Source organism: Streptomyces sp. NBC_00353 (assembly GCF_036108815.1).
Lineage (GTDB): Bacteria > Actinomycetota > Actinomycetes > Streptomycetales > Streptomycetaceae > Streptomyces.
In genome coordinates, this window is record NZ_CP107985.1 from 1,596,086 (window position 1) to 1,619,742 (window position 23,657).

General features: G+C 70.0%; 20 protein-coding genes and 3 pseudogenes. 6 read left to right on the forward strand and 17 right to left on the reverse strand.

Annotation, left to right across the window (positions count from 1 at the left end):
* Positions 1-306: 306 nt before the first annotated feature.
* Positions 307-510: a hypothetical protein gene (locus tag OHA88_RS07630; protein ID WP_328624804.1), complete on the reverse strand. Its 204-nt coding sequence runs from the start codon at positions 508-510 to the stop codon at positions 307-309.
* On the opposite strand from OHA88_RS07630, the pseudogene OHA88_RS07635 reads away from it, so the two are divergent.
* A pseudogene (locus OHA88_RS07635) lies at positions 509-627 on the forward strand (alpha/beta hydrolase); the annotation flags it as partial. The gene OHA88_RS07630 and the pseudogene OHA88_RS07635 overlap by 2 nt on opposite strands.
* Before the next feature lie 374 nt (positions 628-1,001).
* Here OHA88_RS07635 and OHA88_RS07640 read toward each other — a convergent pair.
* Positions 1,002-1,757, reverse strand: a complete 756-nt coding sequence (locus OHA88_RS07640) for an SDR family NAD(P)-dependent oxidoreductase (protein ID WP_328624805.1) — start codon at positions 1,755-1,757, stop codon at positions 1,002-1,004.
* Between the two features lie 241 nt (positions 1,758-1,998).
* Between OHA88_RS07640 and OHA88_RS07645 the strand changes: the two genes are divergently transcribed.
* Positions 1,999-2,826: a helix-turn-helix transcriptional regulator gene (locus tag OHA88_RS07645; RefSeq protein ID WP_328624806.1), complete on the forward strand. Its 828-nt coding sequence runs from the start codon at positions 1,999-2,001 to the stop codon at positions 2,824-2,826.
* Positions 2,827-3,409: 583 nt separating this feature from the next.
* On the opposite strand, the pseudogene OHA88_RS07650 reads toward OHA88_RS07645, so the two are convergent.
* A pseudogene (locus OHA88_RS07650) lies at positions 3,410-3,643 on the reverse strand (IS5/IS1182 family transposase); the annotation flags it as partial.
* On the opposite strand from OHA88_RS07650, the pseudogene OHA88_RS07655 reads away from it, so the two are divergent.
* Positions 3,612-4,256: pseudogene (locus OHA88_RS07655) on the forward strand (2OG-Fe(II) oxygenase); the annotation flags it as partial. The pseudogenes OHA88_RS07650 and OHA88_RS07655 overlap by 32 nt on opposite strands.
* Positions 4,257-4,261: 5 nt before the next feature.
* Positions 4,262-5,053, forward strand: a complete 792-nt coding sequence (locus OHA88_RS07660; protein WP_328624807.1) for an ABC transporter substrate-binding protein — start codon at positions 4,262-4,264, stop codon at positions 5,051-5,053.
* Between the two features lie 77 nt (positions 5,054-5,130).
* Here the strand turns inward: OHA88_RS07660 and OHA88_RS07665 are convergent, their stop codons facing one another.
* The 6 genes from OHA88_RS07665 to OHA88_RS07690 form a co-directional block, all read right to left on the reverse strand.
* The gene (locus OHA88_RS07665; protein ID WP_443044190.1) at positions 5,131-5,283 is read right to left on the reverse strand and encodes a hypothetical protein; all 153 of its coding nucleotides are present in this window, start codon (positions 5,281-5,283) and stop codon (positions 5,131-5,133) included.
* Between the two features lie 151 nt (positions 5,284-5,434).
* On the reverse strand, positions 5,435-5,824 hold the full coding sequence (gene rbsD / locus OHA88_RS07670; RefSeq protein WP_328624808.1) for a D-ribose pyranase: 390 nt from the start codon (positions 5,822-5,824) through the stop codon (positions 5,435-5,437).
* On the reverse strand, positions 5,821-6,726 hold the full coding sequence (locus OHA88_RS07675; RefSeq protein WP_326625082.1) for a ribokinase: 906 nt from the start codon (positions 6,724-6,726) through the stop codon (positions 5,821-5,823). The genes rbsD and OHA88_RS07675 overlap by 4 nt, the downstream gene beginning before the upstream one ends.
* Positions 6,727-6,765: 39 nt before the next feature.
* A complete protein-coding gene (locus OHA88_RS07680; protein ID WP_328624809.1) occupies positions 6,766-8,718 on the reverse strand; it encodes an ABC transporter permease/substrate-binding protein in 1,953 nt (650 codons plus the stop codon).
* Positions 8,708-10,252 carry a sugar ABC transporter ATP-binding protein gene (locus tag OHA88_RS07685; protein WP_267008734.1) on the reverse strand — a complete coding sequence of 515 codons (1,545 nt, stop codon included), beginning with the start codon at positions 10,250-10,252 and terminating at the stop codon, positions 8,708-8,710. Before OHA88_RS07685 ends, OHA88_RS07680 begins: the two co-directional genes overlap by 11 nt.
* Entirely contained in the window at positions 10,249-11,265 is a 1,017-nt protein-coding gene (locus tag OHA88_RS07690) for a LacI family DNA-binding transcriptional regulator (RefSeq protein WP_267008733.1), read from the reverse strand. The genes OHA88_RS07685 and OHA88_RS07690 overlap by 4 nt, the downstream gene beginning before the upstream one ends.
* Before the next feature lie 274 nt (positions 11,266-11,539).
* Here OHA88_RS07690 and OHA88_RS07695 point away from each other — a divergent pair, with 274 nt between their 5' ends.
* Positions 11,540-11,902 carry a DUF779 domain-containing protein gene (locus tag OHA88_RS07695; RefSeq protein ID WP_267008732.1) on the forward strand — a complete coding sequence of 121 codons (363 nt, stop codon included), beginning with the start codon at positions 11,540-11,542 and terminating at the stop codon, positions 11,900-11,902.
* A 336-nt stretch (positions 11,903-12,238) separates the two neighbouring features.
* Here OHA88_RS07695 and OHA88_RS07700 read toward each other — a convergent pair whose 3' ends face one another.
* The 8 genes from OHA88_RS07700 to OHA88_RS07735 all read right to left on the reverse strand — a co-directional run bounded on the left by OHA88_RS07700 (position 12,239) and on the right by OHA88_RS07735 (position 21,737).
* Entirely contained in the window at positions 12,239-12,433 is a 195-nt protein-coding gene (locus OHA88_RS07700; RefSeq protein ID WP_328624810.1) for a hypothetical protein, read from the reverse strand.
* A 134-nt stretch (positions 12,434-12,567) separates the two neighbouring features.
* Complete coding sequence (locus OHA88_RS07705) at positions 12,568-13,461, reverse strand: phosphatidylinositol-specific phospholipase C/glycerophosphodiester phosphodiesterase family protein (protein WP_328624811.1); 894 nt, start codon at positions 13,459-13,461, stop codon at positions 12,568-12,570.
* Between the two features lie 355 nt (positions 13,462-13,816).
* Positions 13,817-14,944 (reverse strand): acyl-CoA dehydrogenase family protein, encoded by a 1,128-nt coding sequence (locus OHA88_RS07710; protein ID WP_328624812.1) that lies wholly within the window; start codon positions 14,942-14,944, stop codon positions 13,817-13,819.
* Complete coding sequence (locus tag OHA88_RS07715; RefSeq protein WP_328624813.1) at positions 14,941-16,134, reverse strand: acyl-CoA dehydrogenase family protein; 1,194 nt, start codon at positions 16,132-16,134, stop codon at positions 14,941-14,943. Before OHA88_RS07715 ends, OHA88_RS07710 begins: the two co-directional genes overlap by 4 nt.
* Positions 16,131-17,099 (reverse strand): NADPH:quinone oxidoreductase family protein, encoded by a 969-nt coding sequence (locus OHA88_RS07720; protein WP_328624814.1) that lies wholly within the window; start codon positions 17,097-17,099, stop codon positions 16,131-16,133. The genes OHA88_RS07715 and OHA88_RS07720 overlap by 4 nt, the downstream gene beginning before the upstream one ends.
* Before the next feature lie 215 nt (positions 17,100-17,314).
* On the reverse strand, positions 17,315-19,990 hold the full coding sequence (locus tag OHA88_RS07725) for a beta-N-acetylglucosaminidase domain-containing protein (protein WP_328624815.1): 2,676 nt from the start codon (positions 19,988-19,990) through the stop codon (positions 17,315-17,317).
* Between the two features lie 401 nt (positions 19,991-20,391).
* A complete protein-coding gene (locus tag OHA88_RS07730; protein WP_328624816.1) occupies positions 20,392-20,820 on the reverse strand; it encodes a TIGR03668 family PPOX class F420-dependent oxidoreductase in 429 nt (142 codons plus the stop codon).
* A gap of 92 nt (positions 20,821-20,912) precedes the next feature.
* Entirely contained in the window at positions 20,913-21,737 is an 825-nt protein-coding gene (locus OHA88_RS07735) for an LLM class F420-dependent oxidoreductase (RefSeq protein WP_326625094.1), read from the reverse strand.
* A gap of 484 nt (positions 21,738-22,221) precedes the next feature.
* Here OHA88_RS07735 and OHA88_RS07740 point away from each other — a divergent pair, with 484 nt between their 5' ends.
* A complete protein-coding gene (locus OHA88_RS07740) occupies positions 22,222-23,634 on the forward strand; it encodes an MBL fold metallo-hydrolase (protein WP_328624817.1) in 1,413 nt (470 codons plus the stop codon).
* The last annotated feature ends 23 nt before the right edge of the window (positions 23,635-23,657 follow it).

Below are 23,657 nucleotides of genomic sequence, written 5' to 3' on the forward strand. Positions count from 1 at the left end.
CTTCGGCCCACACACTGTGGAGCGGGCGTGGTTCAGGGCGTCAAGGTGGAGCGCGCCACCCAAGCTATACACCGAGCGCGCCTGCCACTTCACCCACCTGCCGAACGCCGAGGCCCCCTCCCCCTGCGGCAGGACGTCCTCCGGAGTTGCCAGCGCCGACCACCTCTACATCAAGCACGGGATCCTGGACTGGCTCGCCGACCAGGACGCATGCTCGTGCACCTCGTCGACCTGCGCGACGGCGCGATCTCCGTGAACGTAGCGAAGAAGGTTCTCCTACGACGCAGGCGGTGTCGTGGCCCGCGCTCAGGGAGCGTGGGAGAGCGCAGGCTTCCCGGGCACCGGCACGGTGGCGGTGGCGCAACTGGAGAAGGCACGCGCAGAGCTGCAGGGCTGAGCCGCACCCGCAGCGCGGCCACCGGGCCGGTGTCGGCCGACAGCCTCGGCCGCGACGACCTGCTCGACCTGCTCGACGCCGCCACTCACCGCCGAGTCTTCGTCGAACGGCATGGTCGAGCGCGACTTCACCGTGGGCGAGGTCCTTGGCGTTCTCTGGTCGCCGGCCTCCGGCGCGATCTCGTGCCCCTGGTCCTGATGGGCCACGGCGGCGGCACCCACAAGAAGCATCATGGGGCACAGCGTCCACGGCGCGGTCAGCACGTGGTCAGCGAACAGTGATTGCAGCACGGCGCAGCGCTCGGAGTACGAGCCGGTGAGCAGCGGCTGACCGTCGGCCTGGAGGACGACGAAGGCCACGAAATGCGCCGACAGCTGTGCGGCAAGGGTTCGGGCGGTGCGGGGGCCGGCTACTGCACGGCGCTGCAACGCTCGACGTCATCGGATGCGGATGCCGTACTAATTGTTCGGCCGCCTTCGCATGGGCGTTGTTGTGCCAGCGGATGTAGTGCCGCTGGCACAACGGCCCTTGCTCAGCAATCACGACATTGACAGGTTGTCGAACCCGCCGAATGCGATGACTTGTAAAAACTAGCCCGCGGTGGTCAGCAGCTGAAACCGCCGTCGACCGGAAGGCTGGCTCCGGTGATGAATGCAGCCTCCGGCCCGACGAGGAAGGAGACGGCGGCGGCAATCTCCTCGGGGCGCCCGAACCGCCCCATCGGGGTGAGTGACGTGACGAGCGAGGCATCTTCCGCATCAGCCGGGTTCATATCGGTGTCTATCGCGCCGGGCTGAATCGCGTTGACGGTGATGCCGCGTGGGGCGAGATCGCGCGCCCAGCCCTTGGTGTAGGTGACGACCGCAGCCTTCGTCGCCAGATAGTCGGAGAGACCGGGGAAGGGCACGCTGGTGGTGGCGGATCCATTGGAGGCGATGGAGACGATCCGCCCGCCCTCCGTCAGGAGGGGCGCCGCAGCGACCACCGTACTGACAACCGCTTGAAGGTTGATGGCCAACTGGCGGTCGAATGCGCTCTGGTCGCGATCCGGCGCGTCGACTTTTCCCGTGACGTGCACTCCCGCATTATTGACAAGGATGTCGAGTCGACCGAAGTGATCGGCGACCTGGCGGACAAGATGCTGTGCTCGTCTGGGGTCGGCCTGGTCGGCCTTGACAGCCAATCCGCGACGGCCGGTCGCTTCGATGGCCGCGAGGGTCTTCTTGCCCTTCTCAGGGTCGGCCGCATAACTGAATGCCACGTCGGCGCCATCAGCCGCGAGCCTGACGGCAATGGCTGCCCCCATCCCGCGCGATCCGCCTGTTACCAGGGCGACTTGGCCTGTGAGCTTCTGATGCATGTGTGCCCTCACAATCATTTACCGCAGTTCGGTGGGACTAGTGCCAGCGCGCCCACACGTGTGCCACTCCAGCATCCGCAGCGCGGCGACAATCTCGCCGGCGACGGGTCCACGTGACACAGGTGGGCTGCTTGGTCATACCTAAGAGCCTGGCCCAGCGGGTGGATGCGGCGCCTCACCACGTTGTGGGTACCCATGGCGTGGGTTGGCTGTCCCGCGGGTGCAGGAGCAGGATGGGGGCATGAGCGAGCAGCGAAACACGGAACTCGGCGACTTCCTGCGGTCGCGGCGGGCGGCGCTGACCCCCGCCGAGTTGGATATTCCGACATACGGGACAGTTCGACGTGTTCCGGGCCTGCGGCGCGAGGAGGTGGCTTTGCTCGCGGGTGTGAGTGTGAACTACTACGCCCGCATCGAGCAAGGGGAAAGCCACCAAATTTCCGAATCGGTAATGGAAGCGATCGCCAACGCGCTGCGCCTCAAAGACAACGAGCGACTTCACCTGCTGCGTCTGGCCTCGCCCGGGCAATTCGCCCATCGGGACCCCGGGCCCGAAAAGATCCGCGACTCACTGCTCGCACTAGTCGGGAGCAACAGCGAGCAAGCGGCACTGATCGTCGGACGACATATGGACCTGCTCGGCGCGAACCGGCTCGGCTATGCGCTCTTCGGCCTCACTCAGGGGCAGCGGGCCAACCTGGCCAAACAGGTGATCCTCGAACCGGCGATGCGCGACCTCATGGTCAACTGGGCCGACCAGGTCCGCAATGTGGCCGCCTACCTGCGAATGGCCACCGCTGACCTGTCTGACGATACTCAGCTCGCGGAGTTGATCGGCGAGCTGAGCATCAAGAGTTCGGAGTTCGCCCGATTCTGGGCCGCCCACCCAGTCAGTAAATGCACGCACGGAGTTTACGAGATCGACCACCCCATGGTCGGCCGCCTGACTCTGAACGAGGAACCCTTGGAATTGGGGGAGAACTCCGGGCAACGCGTCATCTTCCTCGGCGCCGCACACGGCTCCGATTCTGCGCAACGCCTGCGACTGCTGGACTCCCTGATCTCTTAGGCCTCCTACAACACCTTGCCAAACTATTTTGCCACCCGCTTGAGCAAAGTACAGGTCATACCCTGGTGATTTTCGTCGTGATATTGGCGAAATATAAAGAATCTACAAAGTCGCCTATGGCTATTGGCTGACCGCTAAGGAGTCCATGTAGAGGCATACCTGCGAGGCCCGCTCACGTTGGATCGACCGACGCGGGCGGGCCTCGGAAGTTGATTCCCAAAACTGTGAACCGTTACGGGTTCAGTGGGGGCTCGATTCTTTGAGAGGATCGAGTCATGGCAGGTCCCTCCCCTTATCCCGTTGAGCAGCGGCGTCGTGCGGTGCGCATGGTCGCCGGGGTGCGCCCAGACTAGGAGACCGAGTGGGCCGCGATGAAGGCTGTCGCGGGCAAGCTCGGCGTCGGTGGGCCGAGACGGCGCGCCCAGTGGGTCCGCTTCGTGATGTTCATCGATGAGCACCGGGACCGCTTCGGCGGCGTCGAGCCGATCTCTGCCGTGCTGACCGGGCACGGTGTCAGCATCGCCGCTTCCACCTACTACGCGGCCAAGAGCCGCCGGCCCTGGCCTGTGGCTGGTTGGGATCTTCATGTGAGGCTGTGGAGCCAGATGATTGCGCCGCGGAGGTGGAGTCCGGCGAGGTAGCTGGCGGGGGTTTCGTCGTAGCGGGTGGCAAGCCCGCGACACTCCTTGATCTTGTTGATGGAGCGTTCCACCGTGTTGCGGTCGCGATAGAGCTCGGTGTCGTGAGCGGGAGGTCGCCCACCCTGGCGCCCCCTCTTCTTCCGGTACGGATGCGCGCTCACGCCACGCCTCCTCACCCTCGCCCAGTGCGCCGGGATCAGTGAACTCTACGACCAGGACGACCTGTTCCGGACGACGGTCGACATGGCACGCCACCGTTTCGGTTCCGGCCAGTACCGCTATTTCACCCATGACCTGCCCCGGCCGGTGGCCGAACTGCGCGCCGCGCTCTACCCGCATCTGCTGACCATCGCCCGCGACTGGGCCGCCCGGCTCGGCCGCCCCGCACCCTGGCCCGACACCCTGGAGGAATGGGTGGCCATGTGTCACGAAGCGGGACAGGACCGCTCGGCCCAGATCCTGCTGCGCTACGAGGAGGGCGACTGGAACGCCCTGCACCGCGACGTGTTCGGCGACATGCTTTTCCCTCTCCAGGTCGTGATCGGTCTCGACGCGTACGGCACCGACTACACCGGCGGGGAGTTCCTGCTCGTCGAGCAGCGTCCGCGCGCCCAGTCGCGCGGCACCACGAACGTCCTCGATCAGGGCCACGGACTGATCTTCACCACGCGCGACCGCCCGGTGGCCACCAGACGCGGCTGGTCCGCCGGCGCGATGCGGCACGGGGTCAGCACCGTCCGCTCCGGCCGCCGCCATGCGCTGGGCCTGGTCTTCCACGATGCCGCCTGAAGCACATGTACACCCTGCTCGGCGCGGACGGACTGCCGTACCCGAGTGCAGCTCCTGGCACGCTCGGAGGGCACCGGCGCGGACGTCTGTACGGCCGGCTCGACTGCCCCTCCGCCCTGCGGGCCCTCGCCGGTGGTCACTACGTCGCGCATCGGGTCTTCTTTGCGGACGAGACCACCGCGATCACGGCCGGATACCGGCCTTGCGCGGTGTGCCTGCCCGCGACGTACGCCCGCTGGAAACAGAACCGGGAGAGTGCCTCAGCCATGGACACCATCGAGGAGCGGAAGCAGGACAGCTCACCTCTGATCCCCGCCTCGGATCTCGCCGAACACGGCGACCTGCCGCTACCGTCCCCGCACACCGAGGCCGAACTCGCCGCACTCATGGGGCTGCTGAAGTACCCCGGGTCCCGCATCGAGACCGTGTCCGTCGGCCACAGCCGCGACGACGCGTCCCGGGCAGCGGCCGAAACCTTCAGCACCGCCTGGCGGGCCGGCGGAGGAACGGTCCTGGCCACGGTCGACTGGCCCGAGTCGGCGGCTTCCTGGCTGCGCCCCGCGACGAGGCTGACCAGTGAGACACCTGACGCCTGGGTCGTCGCAGCCGCCCCGCTCGGCTTCGCCCAACTGGCCCGTCGCCTGCGCCGGAGCACCGATTGGGCCCCTGCCCGTACGGTTGCCTTCGCCTCACTCCAGGACGCCCGCCTGCTCGCGCTCGCCGGAGAAGACGTCCTGGACGGCCTGCGCGGCGCGAGCGCCGACGGCGGCACGTGGAACGTACGCCACGGCTGGTGACCTCCGTGCGGCCTGCGGCAGCCGGCCTTACCGCCGCCCGGCCGGGGTGGCACGTCGGGGCTGGTCGCCGCGCCGAGTCAGGAGACATCGTCGCGAAGCGGTCTGCCGTCGAGGGGGTCGGCGACATTCTGGACGGCCGCCAGGGCGATCCGGATCAGGGGCTCCCCGATCACCCCGGCCACATGGGATGAGAGCACCACCCGGGGAGCCCGGAGCAGCCGGAGTTCCACGGGGGCGGTTCTCGGGGTGGCTCGTGCCCTGGGCCTCGGTGTCAGCAGCACAGGCGGCGCAGGCGGGTGCGCTGAGCTGTCGGACCGCCAGGACACGCAGTGAGGCCCAGCACCGCGTTGCGGTGCCGGGCCTCACTCGTACGCACGCGTATCAGAAGAAGACGCCGCAGCGCAGCAGCACGTTCGCGTAGGGCCGCGCCTCTCCGGTACGTACCACCAGCCGCGCCCCTGCCGACAGCGCCTTGAGCTCGTCGTGTGCGACCAGCTCCAGATCGGGGAGGCACCCTGCCAGCAGCCGGGCGGCCGCAGGATTCGCCTCCCGCACCTCGCGTGCGGCCGTGGCGCCCTCGATCACCAGCTCGTCCAGCAGCCCTTCGAGCACGTCGGCGAAGGAAGGGATCCCGGCGCGGAAGGCCAGGTCGACGACGCGCGGACCGGCCGGGACGGGCATGCCCGCGTCGCAGACGAGGACCCTGTCGCCATGGCCCAGTTCGGCCAGTGCCCCGGCCAGATGACGGTTGAGGATTCCTGCCTTCTTCACAGCGCGGAGACCTCCTCGGCGGTCGGGAAGGACGCCTGCGCGCCTTCCCTGGTGACGGCGGCGGCGCCCACCCGCACGGCGAAGGCGGCAGCCGTCGCGAGGTCCTCGCCCAGGCTGAGCCGCCAGGCGAGGGCGGCGGTGAAGGCGTCACCGGCGCCGGTGGTGTCCACGGCGTCGACCCGGGGGCTCGGGACCCGCACCACGGTGCCCGTACGGCCGTCGGCGACCAGTGCGCCCTGCGCACCCAGCGTGACCACCACCGACCGCGGGCCGAGCGCGAGAAGCTCCCGCGCCCAGTCCTCGGGGCCCGGCCCCGCGGCGTCGCCGAGCGTGAACCGGGCTTCGTGCTCGTTGACCACCAGCGGGTCGCAGGCGGCGAGTACGTCCGCGGGCAGCGGCGCGGGCGGCGACGGATTCAGTACGAACCGGGAACCGGCGGGCCGGGTGCGTGCCACCTCGGCCACGGTCTCCAGGGGGATCTCGAGCTGCGCCGAGACGACCCGGGCGCCGGCGAGCAGGCCGTCGGCGGCCCGGATGTCGCCGGGGGTCAGCCGGGCGTTGGCCCCGGGCGAAACCACGATGCTGTTGTCACCCGACGGGTCCACCGTGATCAGCGCGACGCCGGTGGGCGCACCGCCGACCTGGACGCCACCGGTATCGACACCGGCCGCGCGCTGTGATTCCAGCAGCAGCCGACCATGGGCGTCGTCGCCGACTCTGGCGAGCAGCGCGGTCCTGGCGCCGAGGCGGGCGGCGGCGACGGCCTGGTTGGCTCCCTTGCCGCCGGGGTGGACGGCAAGGTCGGAACCGAGCACGGTCTCGCCCGGCGCGGGTCGACGCTCGACGCCGATCACCAGGTCGGCGTTGGCCGACCCCACGACCAGCAGGTCGTAGTCGCGCATCACTGTCCTCCTTTCACTGAGGTACGGGGGTGGGGCTGGTCAGGAGAAGTCGGCGACGTTCTTCTCCGTCACGACCTTCACCGGCACCTTGACCGTGCTGTCGACCTGCTTGCCGCGCGCGGCCTCGACCGCGTTCTGCACGGCGATCTTCCCGAGCTCCTTCGGCTGCTGGGCGACCGAGGCGTACAGGGTGCCCGCGGCGACCGCCTTCAGACCGTCGGGGGTGCCGTCGAACCCGACGACGTCGACGGACTTGCCGGCCTTGCTGCCGAGCGCCTTGACCGCGCCGAGCGCCATCTCGTCGTTCTCGGCGAAGACGCCGGTGATGCGCGGGTGGGACTGCAGCAGGTTGGTCATGACGTCCAGGCCCTTCGTGCGGTCGAAGTCCGCGGGCTGGGAGGCGACGACCTTGATCCCCGGGTAGGCCTTCAGGCCCTCGGTGAATCCCTTGCCGCGCTCGCGGCTGGCAGAGGTGCCCGCGGTGCCCTGGAGGACGACGATGTCGCCCTTGCCGCCGAGCTTGTCGGCCAGCGCCTTCGCGGCGAGCCTGCCGCCCGCGACGTTGTCGGAGGCGACGAGCGTCGCCGTCTCCGCCTTGTTGACGCCGCGGTCGGCGGCGACCACCGGGATGTCGGCCTTGTTGGCGGCCCGCACCGCGGGTCCCACCGCGTCCGAGTCCACCGGATTGACGATGATCGACTGCATGCCTGCGCCGGTGAAGTTCTGCAGCTGGTTGGCCTGCTGCGACGCGTCGTTCTGCGCATCCGTCACAGTGAGGTCGACTCCCGCGTCCTTCGCTTCGGCCTGCGCGCCCGCCTTCATCTGGACGAAGAACGGGTTGTTGAGCGTGGAGAGCGACATGCCGACCTTGGTGGTCGTACCGGAGTTGCCGGAGTTGAAGAAGGACACGGCTGCGACGACGGCCGCCACGCACACCGCGGCGATCGCGATTTTCGCGGCTCCCTTGCCCCGGGGCCCGGAAGCACCGGACGAGGACGCCGACGTCGTGGACCCACCGCCGGCCCGCCGACGCACCGTGTCCAGCAGGACCGCGAGCGCGATCACGACACCGATGACGACCTGCTGCCAGAAGGCCGAGACGGACAGCAGGTTGAGGCCGTTGCGGAGCACGGCGAGTATCAGGGCGCCGATCAGGGTTCCGGAAGCCTTGCCGACGCCGCCCGCGAGGCTGGCGCCGCCGATGACGACCGCGGCGATCGCGTCCAGCTCGTAACCCTGCGCGGCCTGCGGCTGCGCGGAGACCAGGCGGGAGGCGAGGACGATGCCCGCGACAGCGGCGAAGAGTCCGGACAGGGCGTAGATGACGAGCTTCTGCCGCTTGACGCGCAGGCCCGAGAGCCGGGCCGCTTCCTCGTTGCCGCCGATGGCGTACATCGAACGGCCGATGTAGGTGCGCCCGAGGATGACCGCCGTCACCAGCCCCATCGCGACCATCACGAGGACGGGGACGGGCAGCCACCCGCCGAGCGTGTCGCCGAGCACCGAGACGGAGTCGGGGAAGGGGATCGGGCTGCCCTGCGAGATGACGAGGGACAGGCCGCGGCCGATCGAGAGCATCGCCAGCGTGGCGATGAACGACGGGAGTTTCCCGTACGAGACGAGGACGCCGTTGACGAGACCGCAGGCGATGCCGGTGGCCACGGCGAGGAGCACCGCGATCCACACGGGGACGCCCTCCGACGTCGCCATCCAGGCGAGTACGGTCGCCGAGAGCGCCGCCACCGAGCCGACGGACAGGTCGATACCTGCCGAGACGATGACGAAGGTCACGCCGAACGCGAGAATCGCCGTCACGGACGCCTGCACACCCACGTTCAGCAGGTTCTGAGTGGTGAGGAAGTCGCCGGAGAGCAGCGACATCGCCACTACCAGAACCACCAGGGCGCTCAGTGCGCCGTTGTCGAGCAGGATGCGGCGGAGCGCCGAGGCGCCACTTGCGCCCGTATTGCTCTTGAGCGTGTCAGTGGCCACGGGAGCCCTCCACTTCATCGTTCACATCTGGGGTGGTTGTTACGGACGGGGCGCTCACGGCGAGCGCCATCACCGCGTCCTGGGTCGCTTCGTGCGCGGGCAGTTCGCCGGCGATGCGGCCTTGGGCCATGACGAGCACCCGGTCGCTCATGCCGAGGACTTCGGGTAGGTCGCTGGAGATCATCAGGACCGCATGGCCTGAGGCCGTCAGTTGGTTGATGAGCTGATAGATCTCGACCTTCGCGCCGACGTCGATGCCTCGGGTCGGCTCGTCGAGGATCAGCACCCTGGTGTCGGCGAGCAGCCACTTCCCGATGACGACCTTCTGCTGGTTGCCGCCGGAGAGAGTGCGGACGTGCTGGCCGAGGCCTGCCATCCGTACGCCGAGCTCCTTGGAGATCCGGGCGGCGGCGGTGCGCTGCCCCTTGAGGTCCACGAGACCGCCGCGGCTGGCCGAACGCAGCGTGACCAGGCCGAGGTTCTCCTGCACCGAGGCGTCGAGCACGAGGCCCTGCCCCTTGCGGTCCTCGGGCACGAGCCCGATCCCGGCGCCCATGGCTGCGTTCACGTCGCCCTTGCCCAGCCGCTCGCCGCGCACCTCGACGCTCCCTGCGTCGTAGGGGTCGGCGCCGAAGACGGCGCGGACGACCTCGGTGCGGCCGGCGCCGACGAGTCCGGCGAGTCCAACGACTTCTCCGGCGTGCACGTCGAAGCTGATGTCGTGGAAGACGCCGCCGCGGGTCAGCCCGCGCACGGAGAGCAACGCTTCGCCCGTCTCCGGGCGTTCGCGCGGGTACTGCTGCTCGATGCTGCGCCCGACCATCAGCCGCACGAGCTCGTTCTCGGGGGTCGAGGCGGGCACCTGGTCGATGCTGCGGCCGTCACGCAGAACGGTGACCCGGTCGCCGAGCGCCGCGATCTCCTCCAGGTGGTGGGTGATGAAGACGATCCCCACTCCGTCCGCGCGCAGCTGCCGGACGATCCGGAAGAGCTTGTCCACCTCTTCGCTGGTCAGCACGGCGGTGGGCTCGTCCATGATCAAGACACGAGCGTCCAGGCTGAGCGCCTTGGCGATCTCCACCATCTGGAGCCGGGCGATGCCCAGTTCGCGCACCTTGGCCTTCGGTGAGACGCGCACACCGACCCGGCGCAGGAGTTCCTCGGCGTCCGCCTCCATCTTCTTGCGGTCGATCATGCCGAAGCGCCGCGGCTGGCGGCCGAGGAAGATGTTCTCGGCGACGGTCAGCTCGGGCACCAGGTTGAATTCCTGGTAGATGGTGGCGATCCCGAGCCGTTCGGCGTCCTGGGCGCCGTGGACACGTACCTCGTTCCCGTCGACCAGGATCCGTCCGCTGTCCGGGCGGTAGGCCCCGGAGAGCATCTTGATCAGCGTGCTCTTGCCTGCGCCGTTCTCACCGAGCAGGACATGCACCTCGCCGCGGCGCAGGTCGAAGTCGACGGAGTCGAGCGCGACCACGCCGGGGAAGGTCTTTCGTATTCCCTCGATGCGCAGCAACTCGTCCTGGCTGCTCACAGGTTGCTCCTCCGGTTCGAAGCGGGCTCGCCGCACGACCTGCGTACGACGAGATGGGCGGAAAGGGTGACCGACTGCGGGGGCCGGCCCTCGATGACGTCGACCAGCGCCCGTACGGCGGCTCGGCCGAGGTCTCCGGTCGGCTGGGCGATCGCCGTGATCGGCGGATCGGTGTGGACGAACCACGGGATGTCGTCGAACGCGGCGAGCGCGATGTCCTGCGGAACCCGCAGCCCGCGCGCACGGATCGCGTCCAGTGCGCCGAGAGCCATCAGGTTGTCGGCGGCGAAGACCGCGTCGGGCGGCTCGGGAAGGGCCAGGAACCGCTCGGTGGCACGGCGTCCGCTGTCCGCCTGGAAGTCGCCCTGACCGATGTAGGCATCGGGCAGCGGAAGCCCGTGCTCACCCAAGGCGTCGCGGAAGGCCTCCACCCGCTCGCTTCCGGTGGTGGTGGCAGCCGGGCCGGCGATGATCGCCAGCCGGCGGTGGCCGAGGCGGTGCAGATGGGCGACGAGGTCCCGCACGGCGGGACATCCGTCGGCGCGCACCACCGGCACGTCCACCCCGGGAATCCAGCGGTCCACGAAGACCATGGGGGTGCCGCCGCGCGCGGCGTCGAGTATCTGCGGGGAGCCGCCGTCGGTGGGCGAGACGAGGAGCCCGTCGATCCGGCGGTCGAGCAGCGTACGGACGTGGTGGTCCTGCAGCTCGGGCCGCTCGTCGGCGTTTCCGATGATGACGCTGTACCCGAGGGCGCGCGCCGCTTCCTCGACCGAGCGGGCCAGCGCGGTGAAGTACGGGTTGAGTACGTCGCTGATGATCAGCCCGAGGGTGCGCGTCTGGTCGGTGCGCAGCGACCGGGCGACGGCGTTGGGCCGGTAGCCGAGCGCGTCGACAGCAGCGAGGACGCGAGCCCTCGCGTCGGGGCTGACGGACGGATGACTGTTGAGGACGCGCGACACCGTGGCGACGGACACGCCCGCCTCGGCTGCGACATCTTTGATGCTCGCCACTGCCGGACCACCTCCTTGTGGTTTCCGTGAGCATCGGATCCGGAGGGCGGCGCGGGTGGCACCGACGCTCGTGGAAACGATTACACGAACGATTGGAAACGATTACATGCCCTCGAAGCAAGACCCTCCCGCCACAGCGAGACACAACCGTAATGAAGCGATGCTCATATGAGCGCGACCCGCAGGGCTCGCGGTTCCCGTGCAACCTCCACGCAACGTCGTACGGAGTTACCTGGAGCCGTCGCATCGGTACCGGACAGCGAAAGGCCGACACGTGATCCCCTCGGACGCACCGCTCGTGGAGCTCACCCCCGCAGCCGCCGATCTGGTGCGGCGGCTGCGCGAGGCCCACGGGCCGCTGATGTTCCACCAGTCCGGCGGCTGCTGCGACGGCAGCGCGCCGATGTGCTACCAGGACGGCGAGTTCCGTACCGGCAACTCCGACGTGCTGCTTGCCTCGCTCACCGTCGACGGTGTCGCGGAGCGCGTCCCCTTCTGGATGTCGAAGAGCCAGCACGAGGTGTGGGCGCACACCCGGCTGATCGTCGACGTGGTGGCGGGGCGCGGCAGCGGGTTCTCGCTGGAGGCACCGGAGGGGGTCCGGTTCCTGATCCGGTCGCGCCTCGTCGGCACCTGATCCGCGCAGACCGCGCCCCCGACCCAGTACGTCATCGGGTGTCGCGCACCGCCACGACGCCGTCGAAACACGCCGACGCAGGCCGCGCGCCATCGGGACCGATGGCGATCGGCGCCCAGTCGTTCCTGTACGAGGGGCCCGTGCGCGTCAGCCTGCGTCGGCGGCGTTCGCCGGTGCGGAAGTCGACCGCGGCGAGGTGTCAGGTGCCGCCGTCGCCGAAGAGGTCGGGTTGCGTACGAGGTCGCACCGCCGCCAGGCGCCGGAGCGACCACCATGAGGTGTCCACCAAAGTGCGCTGTGTTTCATGACCACTTCACGGCGGCACAACGAGTCCGATCAGGGCTTGAGACTGCTGACGACGTCGGCCGTGGCCGTCAGTCCCTCCTGAATGCTCGGCGCCATACTCGTCCCCGCCAGGAAGAATCCGAGCAGCGCACAGACGATCGCATGCGAGAGCTTCAGTCCGCCGTTGCGGAGGAAGATCACCGCAAGGACCAGCAGTAACAGCACCAGTGAGACCGAAATGGCCATGGCCAACCTCCTCCGCCGCGCCGGAATGCGGCATTCGGCCGCCAGTGTGGCGTAACGAAGGGGCCATCCGGCGGACTGGCGTGTCCGCCATCCGGGTGTTGACTGACTGTCACCGCCGCCAGCCGTACGGTCCGTCAGACACCGCTCCGGGTAACGCTGCTCTTCGCACGGAGGAAGCGCTCGAGCCCGGCCAGGTCATCCGTGTTGAGATGATCGACCCCTGCTGCCAGCAGTTCGGTCCAGACGGCGTCACGCTCGGGTCCCGCGACGTCGGGCGTCGCCCAGAAGCGGACGCGCTGCCCGCCGCGGTGGGCGGCGCCGACGAGGGAACGGAGCCTGTCCCGTTCGGCGGCGGGGAACGGGCCCGTGCCCAGCCAGCCGAAGCTCTCGGTCCAGTTGCTGCTGATGAGCGGAATGAATGAGGCCGTCGCTGCGGTGCCGAGGTCGTCGAGCCTGCCGTCGTAGAAGGCGAGGCGCGTGCGCTGCGCCTCCATGGGGACGCGGGCGGCCCGGTCGCCGGAGATGACGGGGATGACTGCGCCTGCGCGTACCCGGCCGTCGTGGTACGAGGTCAGCATCCGGCGGTACCGCCGCAGTTGCCGGTCGAGCTCCAGGTAGGCGGCGGCGCCGTCCGTCTTGATGTCGATGAGCAGCTGCACGGGTTCGCGGTAGCCGGCGTACACCGTGCCGTGGTTGGCCCGGACCCTGGCCAGCAATGGGTTGAGGTAGAGCGACGCGAGGGTGCGGGTGGGGTCGAGGTCGGTGGCTTCGTGGGCGACGAGCAACTCCCCGTCCACGAGGAAGATGTCCGCCTCGACGCTGGTGAACCCGTGGGAGAGGGCGTCGTGGAGTGGGTGCGTATGGAGGTAGTCGTTGTGCGCGTGGGCCTGTCGCAGCGGGCGTAGCGGCGGGCGGTGCCGCGCGGCGACGGGCGTGGCGGCCGTCGCCGGCTGAAGGGGGACAGCTGCGCCTGCGGCCAGGGTGGCCAGGGCGGTGGTGACGACGCGGCGGCGGGTCGGGAACGCCATGAATTCTCCCGGGAACGAGGTGCGGACCGGACGGGCGGACGCGACCGAGTATGGGTCCGGAGCAGCACTTCTGGGCAGGTACCTGCCAAGAGTTGACGCGGTCGTCGACCGTCCGTCGACTGCCGTTCCCCCGGGCGGACGGGATCGTGGGCGGAGTGGGGTGTGGCCGGTCCGCATGGTCTGGTCCGGTCGGACTCATGCTCTGCACCGCCCGGTCCGCCCGGTCCGCCCGGTCCGCCCGGTCCGCCCGGTCCGCCCGCCCGCCTGCCTGCCTGCCTGCCCGGAACGACGAAGGGGGCGGGGATACGTGACACGTGTCCCCGCCCCACATCCCGCCGCCGTGGGCGCAGTTCCGTTACGGCGCGGGCAGTTCCATCAGTTCGGCGATCGCCTCGAGGTGGCTTCCGGCCGTGCCGTACGCGATCGCGTCGGCCTTGGCCCGCTTCAGATACAGGTGCGCCGGGTGCTCCCACGTCATGCCGATGCCGCCGTGCAGCTGGATGCACTCCTCCGCGGCGTGGACCGCGACCTTGGAGCAGTACGCCTGTGCCACGGCCACCGCGAGCGGCGTGTCGGGGCTGCCGGACGCGAGGGCGTCCGCGGCGTTTCGCGCGGCGGCGCGGGCCGAGACGACCTCCAACCAGAGCTGCGCCATCCGGTGCTTGAGCGCCTGGAACGAGCCGATGGGCCGGTTGAACTGATGCCGTTCGCGGGTGTACCTGACCGTCTCGGTCAGGCACCACTCGGCGAGGCCGAGCTGCTCGGAGGCGAGCAGCCCGGCACCGGCGAGCAGGCCGCGGCGTACGGCGGGGCGTGCCGCTTCCGCGTCGGCAAGGAGGGTTCCGGTGGCGGCGGTGAGGGTGACGGTGGCGAGCGGGCGGGTCTGGTCGAGCGGGACGAGCGGCTCGACGGTGACGCCGGGCGCATCCGCCTCGACCGCGTACAGGCCGTCGGTGGTCGGCACGAGCAGTACATCGGCTGCGGCCGCGTCGGCGACCGCGGTGACGGTGCCGTCCAGGGTGCCGGTCACGGCCTCGGCCGCCGAGCTGTTCTCCGGGGCCGTGGGGAACGGCACGGCGAGGACCGCGACCTTGCGTCCTGCGGCCAGCTCGCCGAGCAGTTCGGCGACCGGCCCGTCCTCGCTCCCCAGGGCGAGGAGCGTCTCGGTCGCGACGACCGCGCTGGTCAGATAGGGGGCGGGGGCCACACTGCGGCCCAATTCCTCCAGAACCACGGCAGCCTCGCGATGACTCGCGCCCTGGCCGCCGAGCTTCTCCGGCACGAGCAGCCCGGCGGCGCCGATGTCGGCGCCGAGAGCCTTCCACAGCTGCGGGTCGTACGGCGTGTCGGACTCGATGCGGGCGATCACCGTCGGCGCGTCGGACCGGTCGGCGAGCAACGACCGTACGGTTGACCGCAGGTCGTCCTCGGCCTCCGAGTACAGCAGATCGGGCGCCACGGTCTCTTCGGTCTGTGCTGTCATCGGGACAGGTCCTTCCAGGCGACGTCCTTGTCGTTGCGCGGCTCGGCGGGCAGCCCGAGGACGCGTTCGGCGACGATGTTCAGCAGAACCTCGCTCGTGCCGCCCTCGATCGAGTTGCCCTTGGACCGCAGATAGCGGTAGCCCGCATCGCGTCCGGTGAAGTCGACCAGGTCCGGCCGGCGCATCGTCCAGTCGCTGTACAACAGCCCCTCTTCGCCGAGGAGTTCGACCTCCAGTCCGCTGATCTCCTGGTTGAGGCGGGCGAAGGCGAGTTTCATGCCGGAGCCTTCGGGGCCCGGCTGCCCGGCGACGAGCTGCTGGCGCAGCCGTTCGCCGGCCAGCCTGGCGACCTCGGCCTCGACCCAGAGGGTGAGCAGCCGCTGGTGGAGATCATGGGTGCGCAGTTCGGGACGTTCGCGCCAGGTCCTGGCAACCGGGCCGATCATGCCGCCCTCGCGCGGGATCCGGGATCCGCCGATCGAGACGCGCTCGTTCATCAGGGTGGTCTGGGCGACCTTCCAGCCGGCGCCGACCGGGCCGAGCCGTCGGCTGTCGGGGATGCGTACGCCGGTGAGGAAGACCTCGTTGAACTCGGCCTCGCCGGTGATCTGACGCAGCGGCCGTACCTCGACACCCGGGTCGGTCATGTCGCAGATGAAGTAGCTGATGCCGCGGTGCTTGGGCAGGTCCGGGTCGGTGCGGGCGATGAGGATCGCCCAGCGGGCCACATGGGCGCTGGACGTCCAGACCTTCTGGCCGTCGACGATCCAGTCCCCGTCGGCCTCTTCGCGCACGGCGCGGGTGCCCAGTGCGGCCAGGTCGGATCCGGCGCCCGGCTCGCTGAAGAGCTGGCACCACACCTCCTCGCCGACCCACAGGGGGCGCAGGAAGCGCTGCTTCTGCTCGTCGGTGCCGAAGCCGAGGATCGTGGGGGCGGCCATGCCGAGGCCGATGCCGATGCGGCGCGGGTCGTTGTCAGGGGCGCCCGCTGCCGCGAGTTCGGCGTCGACGACCGGCTGCAGGGAGCGCGGTGCGTCGAGTCCGCCGAGCCCGGCCGGATAGTGCACCCACGCGAGGCCGGCGTCGAAGCGGGCCCTCAGGAAGTCCGTGCGCCCGGTGGTGGCCGGGGGGTGTGCGGCGAGCAGCTCCCGGGTGCGGCGGCGGAGTTCGGCCGCGTCGATCGTCGTCATCGGGCAACTCCTGCCGGAAGGACGACGATACGGCCGGTGCTCCTGCCGTCGGCGACACGCTGGACGGCATCCGCCGCCCCGCCCATCGCGACACGCTCGCTGATCAGCGGCTTGATGACGCCGCGCGCCGCGAGCGCGGTGAGCTCCTGGTGGCAGGCGCGGACCGCGGCCGGGTCCTTGGTGTTGTACAGACCCCAGTGGAGCCCGACGATCGAGTAGTTCTTGACGAGGGCGTGGTTGAGCGCGGGGGTGGGGATGACGCCGCTCGCGAAGCCGACGACGATCACCCGGCCCTCGAAGGCGATGCACTTCACGGACTTGGCGTACGCGTCGCCGCCGACCGGGTCGTACACGACATCGGCGCCGCGCCCGCCGGTGGCTTCCTTGACCGCCGCGACAATGTCCTCGGTGCGGCGGTCGATGACCAGGTCGCAGCCGAGCTCATGGGCGATCTTGGCCTTCTCGGGGCCTCCGACGACACCGATGACCTTGGCCCCGGCAGCCTTGCCGAGCTGGACGGCCGCGCTGCCGACACCGCCCGCCGCGGCGTGTACGAGGAGGGTCTCGCCCGCCTGGAGGTGCGCCCTGCGGTGCAGTCCGAACCAGCCCGTCTGGTAGCCGATGTGCAGAGCGGCCGCCTCGGCGTCGTCCAGGGCGTCCGGGGCCGGCAGCAGAGCCGCCTCGTCCGCGACGACGTACTCGGCGAAGCCGCCGTTCGGCAGGGCGGGGGTGGCAAGGACCCGGCGCCCGTCCGGCGTCTCGCCGCAGATCTCGACTCCCGGGGTGAACGGCAGGGGCGGCCGCACCTGGTACTGGCCGCGGCAGAGCAGCGCGTCCGGGAAGTTGATGTTCGCCGCGAGCACCTTGAGGAGCACCTGCCCGTCGCCGGGCGTGGGCCGGTCCGTCTCCTCGAGCCGCATCACCTCGCTCGGCTCGCCGTTCCGGTGCACTCGCCATGCCTGCATGAGGGGCCTCCACAACACTGTCGGCATTACCACTGCTCCGGCGCATACTAAGCGGTCGCTTGCCGGACTGGGAACAGCCTGCCCGGACCGATTCGTCCGGGCCGGGACATGACTGCGCGCCCGGCACGCCCCGAGAGGTCGGGGGATGCCGGGCGCGCGGCCGGTCGGAGCAGAGCCGGCCGGTGTCGAGGGCCGCTCCGACGGCCCCTACCGGTTCAGCCGACCACCAGCTCGGCAATCTGCGGCGCCGCCGACCCGGCGCGCCAGGCGAGACGTACCGCATCAGCTGTGCGACCGGTCGTATTCACCCTGGTGTACGGACCGTCGAGCTCACCGACGGTGTGCCAGGTTCCGTCGGCGCCCCGCAGCTGGATGTCGGCGAGGGCGTCCGACCCGGCCGGCTGCAGGACGGTGACGGACCCGACGGAGCGCGCGGAGCCGAGCCCCAGCTCCAGCGCCTCACCGGCCTCCGGCGCGCGCGCCGCCCGGTAGACGGTGCCCGGGTCGCCGTCGGCCGCCGAGCGCAGGGCGGATCCGGTGGCGGCGGGCGGTCCGCCGGCCACCGCACCGTCCTTCAGCTCGATGGAGAACTCACGCACGACAAGCCAGTTCGTCTGGCCCGCGGTCGCCCGCGCCCGCACATAGCGGGCCTTCGTACCGGCGGGGACGGTCGCAGTGACGTCCGGCTTTCCGGAGAACGTGGTGAGCTGCTGCCAGCTCTGCCCGTCGACGGAGTACTCCAGCACGCCGTCGTGGAGGTAGTCGCCGGCGCTGCCGGGCTTGGCCATGGCGAGGGTGATGTCGCCGATCTCCCGTGCCCGGCCCAGGTCGACGGTGACCTGATCACCGGCGGCGGGGGCCCCGTCGCTCCAGAAGTACGTCGAGTCGTCGCCGTCGAGCATCCGGGCGACCGTGTTGGTCTGGTACGTACCGAGGCTGGTGGATGCCGTGGGCCTGCCGCTCACACCGATGATCCGGTCGTGCTCGGCATTCGCCTTGTCGACGAAGCCGTCCAGCACCCCGTTGCCGACGATGACCGGCACCTTGCGGCCGTCGAGGCCCGTGTAGGTGAAGGACTTCGCCTCGGCGACGAGTGCGGGCAGCTGCCGGCGGATCTCCCAGGCCTGCGCGCCCTTTCCGGCGCGGGCCGCCTCGACCATGCCCAGGGCGGTGCGGGTCGCGGTTGCCCAGGCTTCGGTGGCGTCCAGCCAGGGGCCGGCGTCGTCGATGAACCCACGGTCCGGGAGGCTGCTGCGCAGGCGGTCCGGGGTGTTGCCCAGGTCACGGAGCACAGAGGTGAGCCGCGCCGCGTCGCCGGACTTCCAGTAGCGGGCGAACTCGGCTGCCAGGTCGGGTGCTTCCTGCTTGTTCAGGGCCGAGCTGTAGTTGATGTCGGCGAAGGCCCGCAGCGCCTTCTCGGTGCGGGCGTCGCCACCCGCGTACTCCTTGAGCCCCTGCAGCCACGAGGCCCGCTCGTCGTACGCGGCGTCGTTCCAGGAGTAGTCCGCCACCGTGTAGAGCGAGAGCTTGGAGGCGTACGGCTGGATCATCGGGTTGGCGGTGATCCCGGCGAGCTCCCCCGGCAGCCCCTTCTCGCGGCCGTTGAACGGGCCGAGCAGCAGCCGGTTGGTGACGTAGTCGTTGACCGGGTAGTTGTCCCAGGTCAGGATCGGGTGGTTGAAGACCGTGCGGGCGGCCTTGGCCTGGGCGACGGTCATCGTCGGCGCGATGACGCCGACACCCGTCCACTCGACGAGGACATCGGGGTCGAGCTGCTCGGCGAGCGCCTTCTTGTAGGCCGAAGCCGAGACGTTGTAGTACTCGGTGGGCACCATCTGGAGCGGCTGGGCGCCCGGATGCGTGGCGATGAACTCCTTGTTCACCTTGTTGAGGAGGTACGCCTGCGCGGCACCTGCCGCACCGCCGCCGGTGCCCCACTTCTCCTTGTCCGCCGCGCAGTTCCAGTCGGTGTAGCTGATGTCGTCGAGCGGGACGGCAAAGGTGCGTACACCGATGTCCCAGATCGTCTGGAACTTGTCGACGAGCGCCTTGGCGTCGGCGTCGGAGCTGTAGCAGACGGAAAGTCCGGGCGAGAGGGCGTAGGTGAACTCGACGTGCCGCTGCACGGCCCGGTCGGCGAGTTCCTTGATCTGCGCCAGCTGATCGGCGGGGTACTGGTCGCGCCACTTCGCGCGGAGATACGCGTCGTCCTTCGGCGAGTACACATAGATGTTCATCTTGTGCTCGCCGTAGTAATCGAGCTGGTCGAGACGGGCCGCATGGGACCAAGGGGTGCCGTAGAAGCCCTCGATGACGCCGCGCAGCGCGGTGCCCGGCCAGTCGCGTACGGCAAGCCCGTCGACCTTGGCGCCGGGGTGATTCTGCCGCGGCAGGATCTGACGGAGGGTCTGGGCGGCGTAGTACGTGCCGGTGGTGTCCTTGCCCGCGAGGACGATGCGGTCGGCGCCGATGCCGAGGACGTATCCGTCGGCGGGCAGCGCGTCGGGGCCTTCGATGTGCTGATGCGCGAGTGCGGCGGAGACACCGATGTGGACGGTGAGTCCGCTTCTGCCGGGGCTGTCGCTCCGTACGATCCGCTGCGCGCCGGCGCGGCGCAGTGCGGCTTCGACCACCTTCACGGAGGGCTCGTCGGAGGTGTCGCCCGTCACGAGGGTGACGGTGGGGCTGATCGTGATCCGGTCGGACCGGGTCTTGACCGATTGCGGGGTCGGGGTGATGGCCGGAGTGCGTTGGCCGGTCGCGGCATTCCTCAGGGCGTCCGTCCGGCCGCTGTCGGCGGCCTGGGCGGCCGGCGCGGCGGTCAGCAGGCCACCGACGAGCAGACTCGCGACCGCGCCGAGCGCGGTGAGACGGGGTGGGCGAGGCGTCACATGTCCTCCATGGGTCACTCAAGTCACCAGAGTCGCGCAACACAACGTGACCGAATTCAACATCGTGGCGCCCACATGTCAATGGTCTGGACAACATCAACGCTTGGACCTGGTGTTTTGTCTTCGCAGGAGGGGTACTGATACGCCACGCCGGGTCGCGAACCGCGGGCCCGAGCAACCGCCGAAGGCACGGGAGGAGCCGGCGATGCTCGCGGCGGGCACAGTGACGGCCCCGGTCGGCGACATCCGGGGCCGACGCAGATCACCGAAGTGCTCGACGCGGCAGCGGCGGTACGGGGCTCCCGGACATGCTGATCAGCAACGGGGTGACAAGTTCCGGTCCCCCGCAGAGGAGTTGTCGGCGAACGCCTGCCGGGCGGCGGACCACGGGCGTGGCCGACTCACGAGGCGCGCCAGCCGCTCCACCGCAGGACCGAGACTTCGACCACCGGCCCGTCGGGGGGACGGTCGGCGTACTGCTGGTATTTCGCCGTGAGCAGTCCGACGCAGCGGGCGGCCTCGGGGAAGCGATCCGGAGACGGGAGCACGCGCGCCTCGCCATCGGCCCGCACCCACCACAGTCGGTCCCAGTCCTCCTCGTAGTGGTCGGTGAGCAGGCAGACCGACGGGTTGGCGGCGATGTTGGCCAGGCGTTTCAGCCGCACGGTCCGCTTCGGTTTGTGGTCCACGGCCAGCATCACCGTGTCGCCGTCCAGGGCGAACACCACCGGCACCAGGTGGGGGCGGGAAGCCGCGTCGGTCGTCGCGAGGTGGGCGATGCGGGCCGCGGCGAACCTCTCCCGGGCCTCAGCACTCGTCAGAGCGGGCATCGCACCCCTTACGACAGTTGCGGCAATCACTGCGGACGGTCGGAGACTTCGGGATCGGCCCCACATCCGGAGGCGCAGTCGTCTCCGGTTTCTCAGCGGTACCCGGCAGCCACTTCGGCCAGCCGGTCGAGATACTCCAGCGTCTCCCGTTCGGGCATCGTCGGCAGATAGAGCAGCAGCCGTTCGACGCCCAGACCGATGTAGCCCTCGATCTGACCGGGGTCGTCGGGAGCCGCGTACACCGTCACCGGCACCTCTCGTTCGGCAAGTGCGCGCAGCCGCTCGATCCGTGGACCGAGCTCCTGCGGTGACGCACTGTTGGCCAACCACGCGTCTCCGAGCTGCGCCACCCGCGGGAAAGCACCCTCGCCGCCGCCGACGTAGATCGGCGGATGGGGGCTCTGTACGGGTTTGGGCCATGCGAAGACCGGATCGAAGTTCACGAACTCGCCATGGAATTCGGCTCTCTCCGAGGTCCACAGCTCCCGCATGGCCCGCAGCCGCTCGTCGGTGAGCCGGCCACGGGTCGAGGGATCCGTGCCGTGGTTCCGCATCTCCTCACGGTTCCAGCCGACACCGATACCGAAGATCACCCGGCCGCCGGAGATCAGATCGAGCGAAGCGACTTCCTTCGCCGTGATGATCGGGTCCCGCTGCGGGATGAGCGCGATGCCGGTGCCCAGCAGCAGCCGCTCGGTCACCACGCCGATCGCGGTCAGGGCCACGAAGGGGTCCAGGGTGCGGTAGTACATCTCCGGCAGTTCACCACCGCCCGGGTAGGGCGTCTGACGGTCGGCCGGGATGTGGCTGTGCTCGGCGATGAACAACGAGTCGAAAGAGCGTTCTTCGAGCGCGGTCCCGAGCGAGGTCGGGCCGATGCCCTGGTCGGTGATGAAGGTCGATACCCCGAATTTCACGGTGGCTCCGTCAAGGATCGAGTACGGGAAGGGACGGGTGGCACAGAACTGTTGACTACCCGCCCCAGGCGTTCCCGCTTCCATGACCACCCGGGAGAACCATCGCGGAGCAGCGTTGCCGGCTCCGCGACCACACGAACGCCTCGTGGGTTCGCTGCGCTCGAAGAGCTCGAACGCGCAGCGCGATGCGTCGGCAATGACTGCACGGAATGCCCCGGGCCCGCGACGCGAAGTGCCCCACGACCGCGGAGCACGCCCGCCGATCCTGCCCGCGCAGCGGTACGTGGATCCGCGGCCCGGCGCGCCGGTAGCCGCCTCGCCGCGAGTGGCCCGTGGGCGACCTCGCGCCCGGCGGCGCCGGGTCCGCGACGGCCACCCGTCGTTCGGCACGTCACACCGGAGCCAGAGATACCCCCCGGGGTATAAGTGCTAATCTCGGATGAGAGATACCCCCCGGGGTAACCCGTACGGAAGGAATCACGCCGTGTTCTTCGTCGACACCATGGAGACCGCCGGCCTCGGCAACCGCAGCTATCTGGCGGGCGGGCGGCACTCCGCCCTGGTGGTGGACCCGCCCCGCGACATCGACCGGGTCATCGCCGCAGCGGCACGACGCGGCGTGCGGATCGCCCTGGTCGTGGAGACGCATCTGCACAACGACTACGTGACCGGCGGCCTAGAGCTGGCGCGTGTCACCGGGGCCGCATACCTGGTGCCCGCCGCCGCGCCGGTCTCGTTCGACCGGGTGCCTGTCGCCGACGGGCACACCGCCCCGGTCGACGAGGGCCTGACGCTGCGCGCGATGGCCACACCCGGGCACACCCCGCACCACACCTCGTACGTGCTGGAGGAGGACGGCCGCCCGGTGGCCGCCTTCACCGGCGGTTCGCTGCTGATCGGCAGCGTGGGCCGGCCCGACCTGGTGGAGCCCCGGCTCACCGCCGTGCTGGCCCGTGCCCAGCACGCCTCCGCGCACCGCCTCGCCGACGAGCTCGACGACGCCGTGCCCGTGCTGCCGACCCACGGCTTCGGCAGCTTCTGTTCCTCCGCGCAGGCCGACGGGGACACCACGACGATCGGTGCCGAACGAGCCCGCAACGACGCGCTCGTCAAGGATGTGGACACATTCGTCGCCGAGCTGCTCGCCGGGCTGGACGACGTCCCCGCCTACTACGCGCACATGGGCCCGGCCAACGCCGCAGGTCCTGATCCGGTCGATCTGACCCCACCCGCCCGGGCCGACGCCGAGCAGATCGCGCGGCGGCTGGCCGCGGGTGAGTGGGTGGTGGATCTGCGCAGCAGGGTGGCGTTCGCCGAGGGGCATGTCGCCGGTTCGTTCAACTTCGAGGGCGAGGGCCTGCTCGCCACATATCTGGCGTGGCTGATCCCCTGGGGCAGGCCGGTCACCCTGCTGGCGAACAGCGCCGACGACGTCGCGCACGCCCAGCGCGAGCTGGCCCGGGTGGGCATAGGCCGCCCGGTGGCCGTTGCTACCGGCGACCCGCGGACCTGGGTCCGCACCACGGACGAGCTGCGCTCGTTCCGCAGGTCGGACTTCGCGGGCCTGGCCGCGGCACGCGAGCGTGGCGAGCAGCCGGTGATTCTCGATGTCCGCAGGGACTCCGAACGCCGGGCGGGAGCCATCGCCGGGTCGGTGCACATCCCGGTGCACGAGCTGCCCAAGCGGCTGCACGACGTGCCGGACGGCAAGGTGTGGGTGCACTGCGCGGGCGGGATGCGGGCGGCGATCGCGGCGTCGCTGCTGGACGCCGCCGACCGTGAGGTCGTGGCCGTCGACGACGGGTTCGCCGCTGCGGAGGCCGCCGGTCTGACGATCGCGGCTCCGGCAGTCGGCGCACCCGACCGGACGACCGGCACCGCGCCGGCCGCCGCCTGACCGTCGGACCTCCCCGTCCTGCA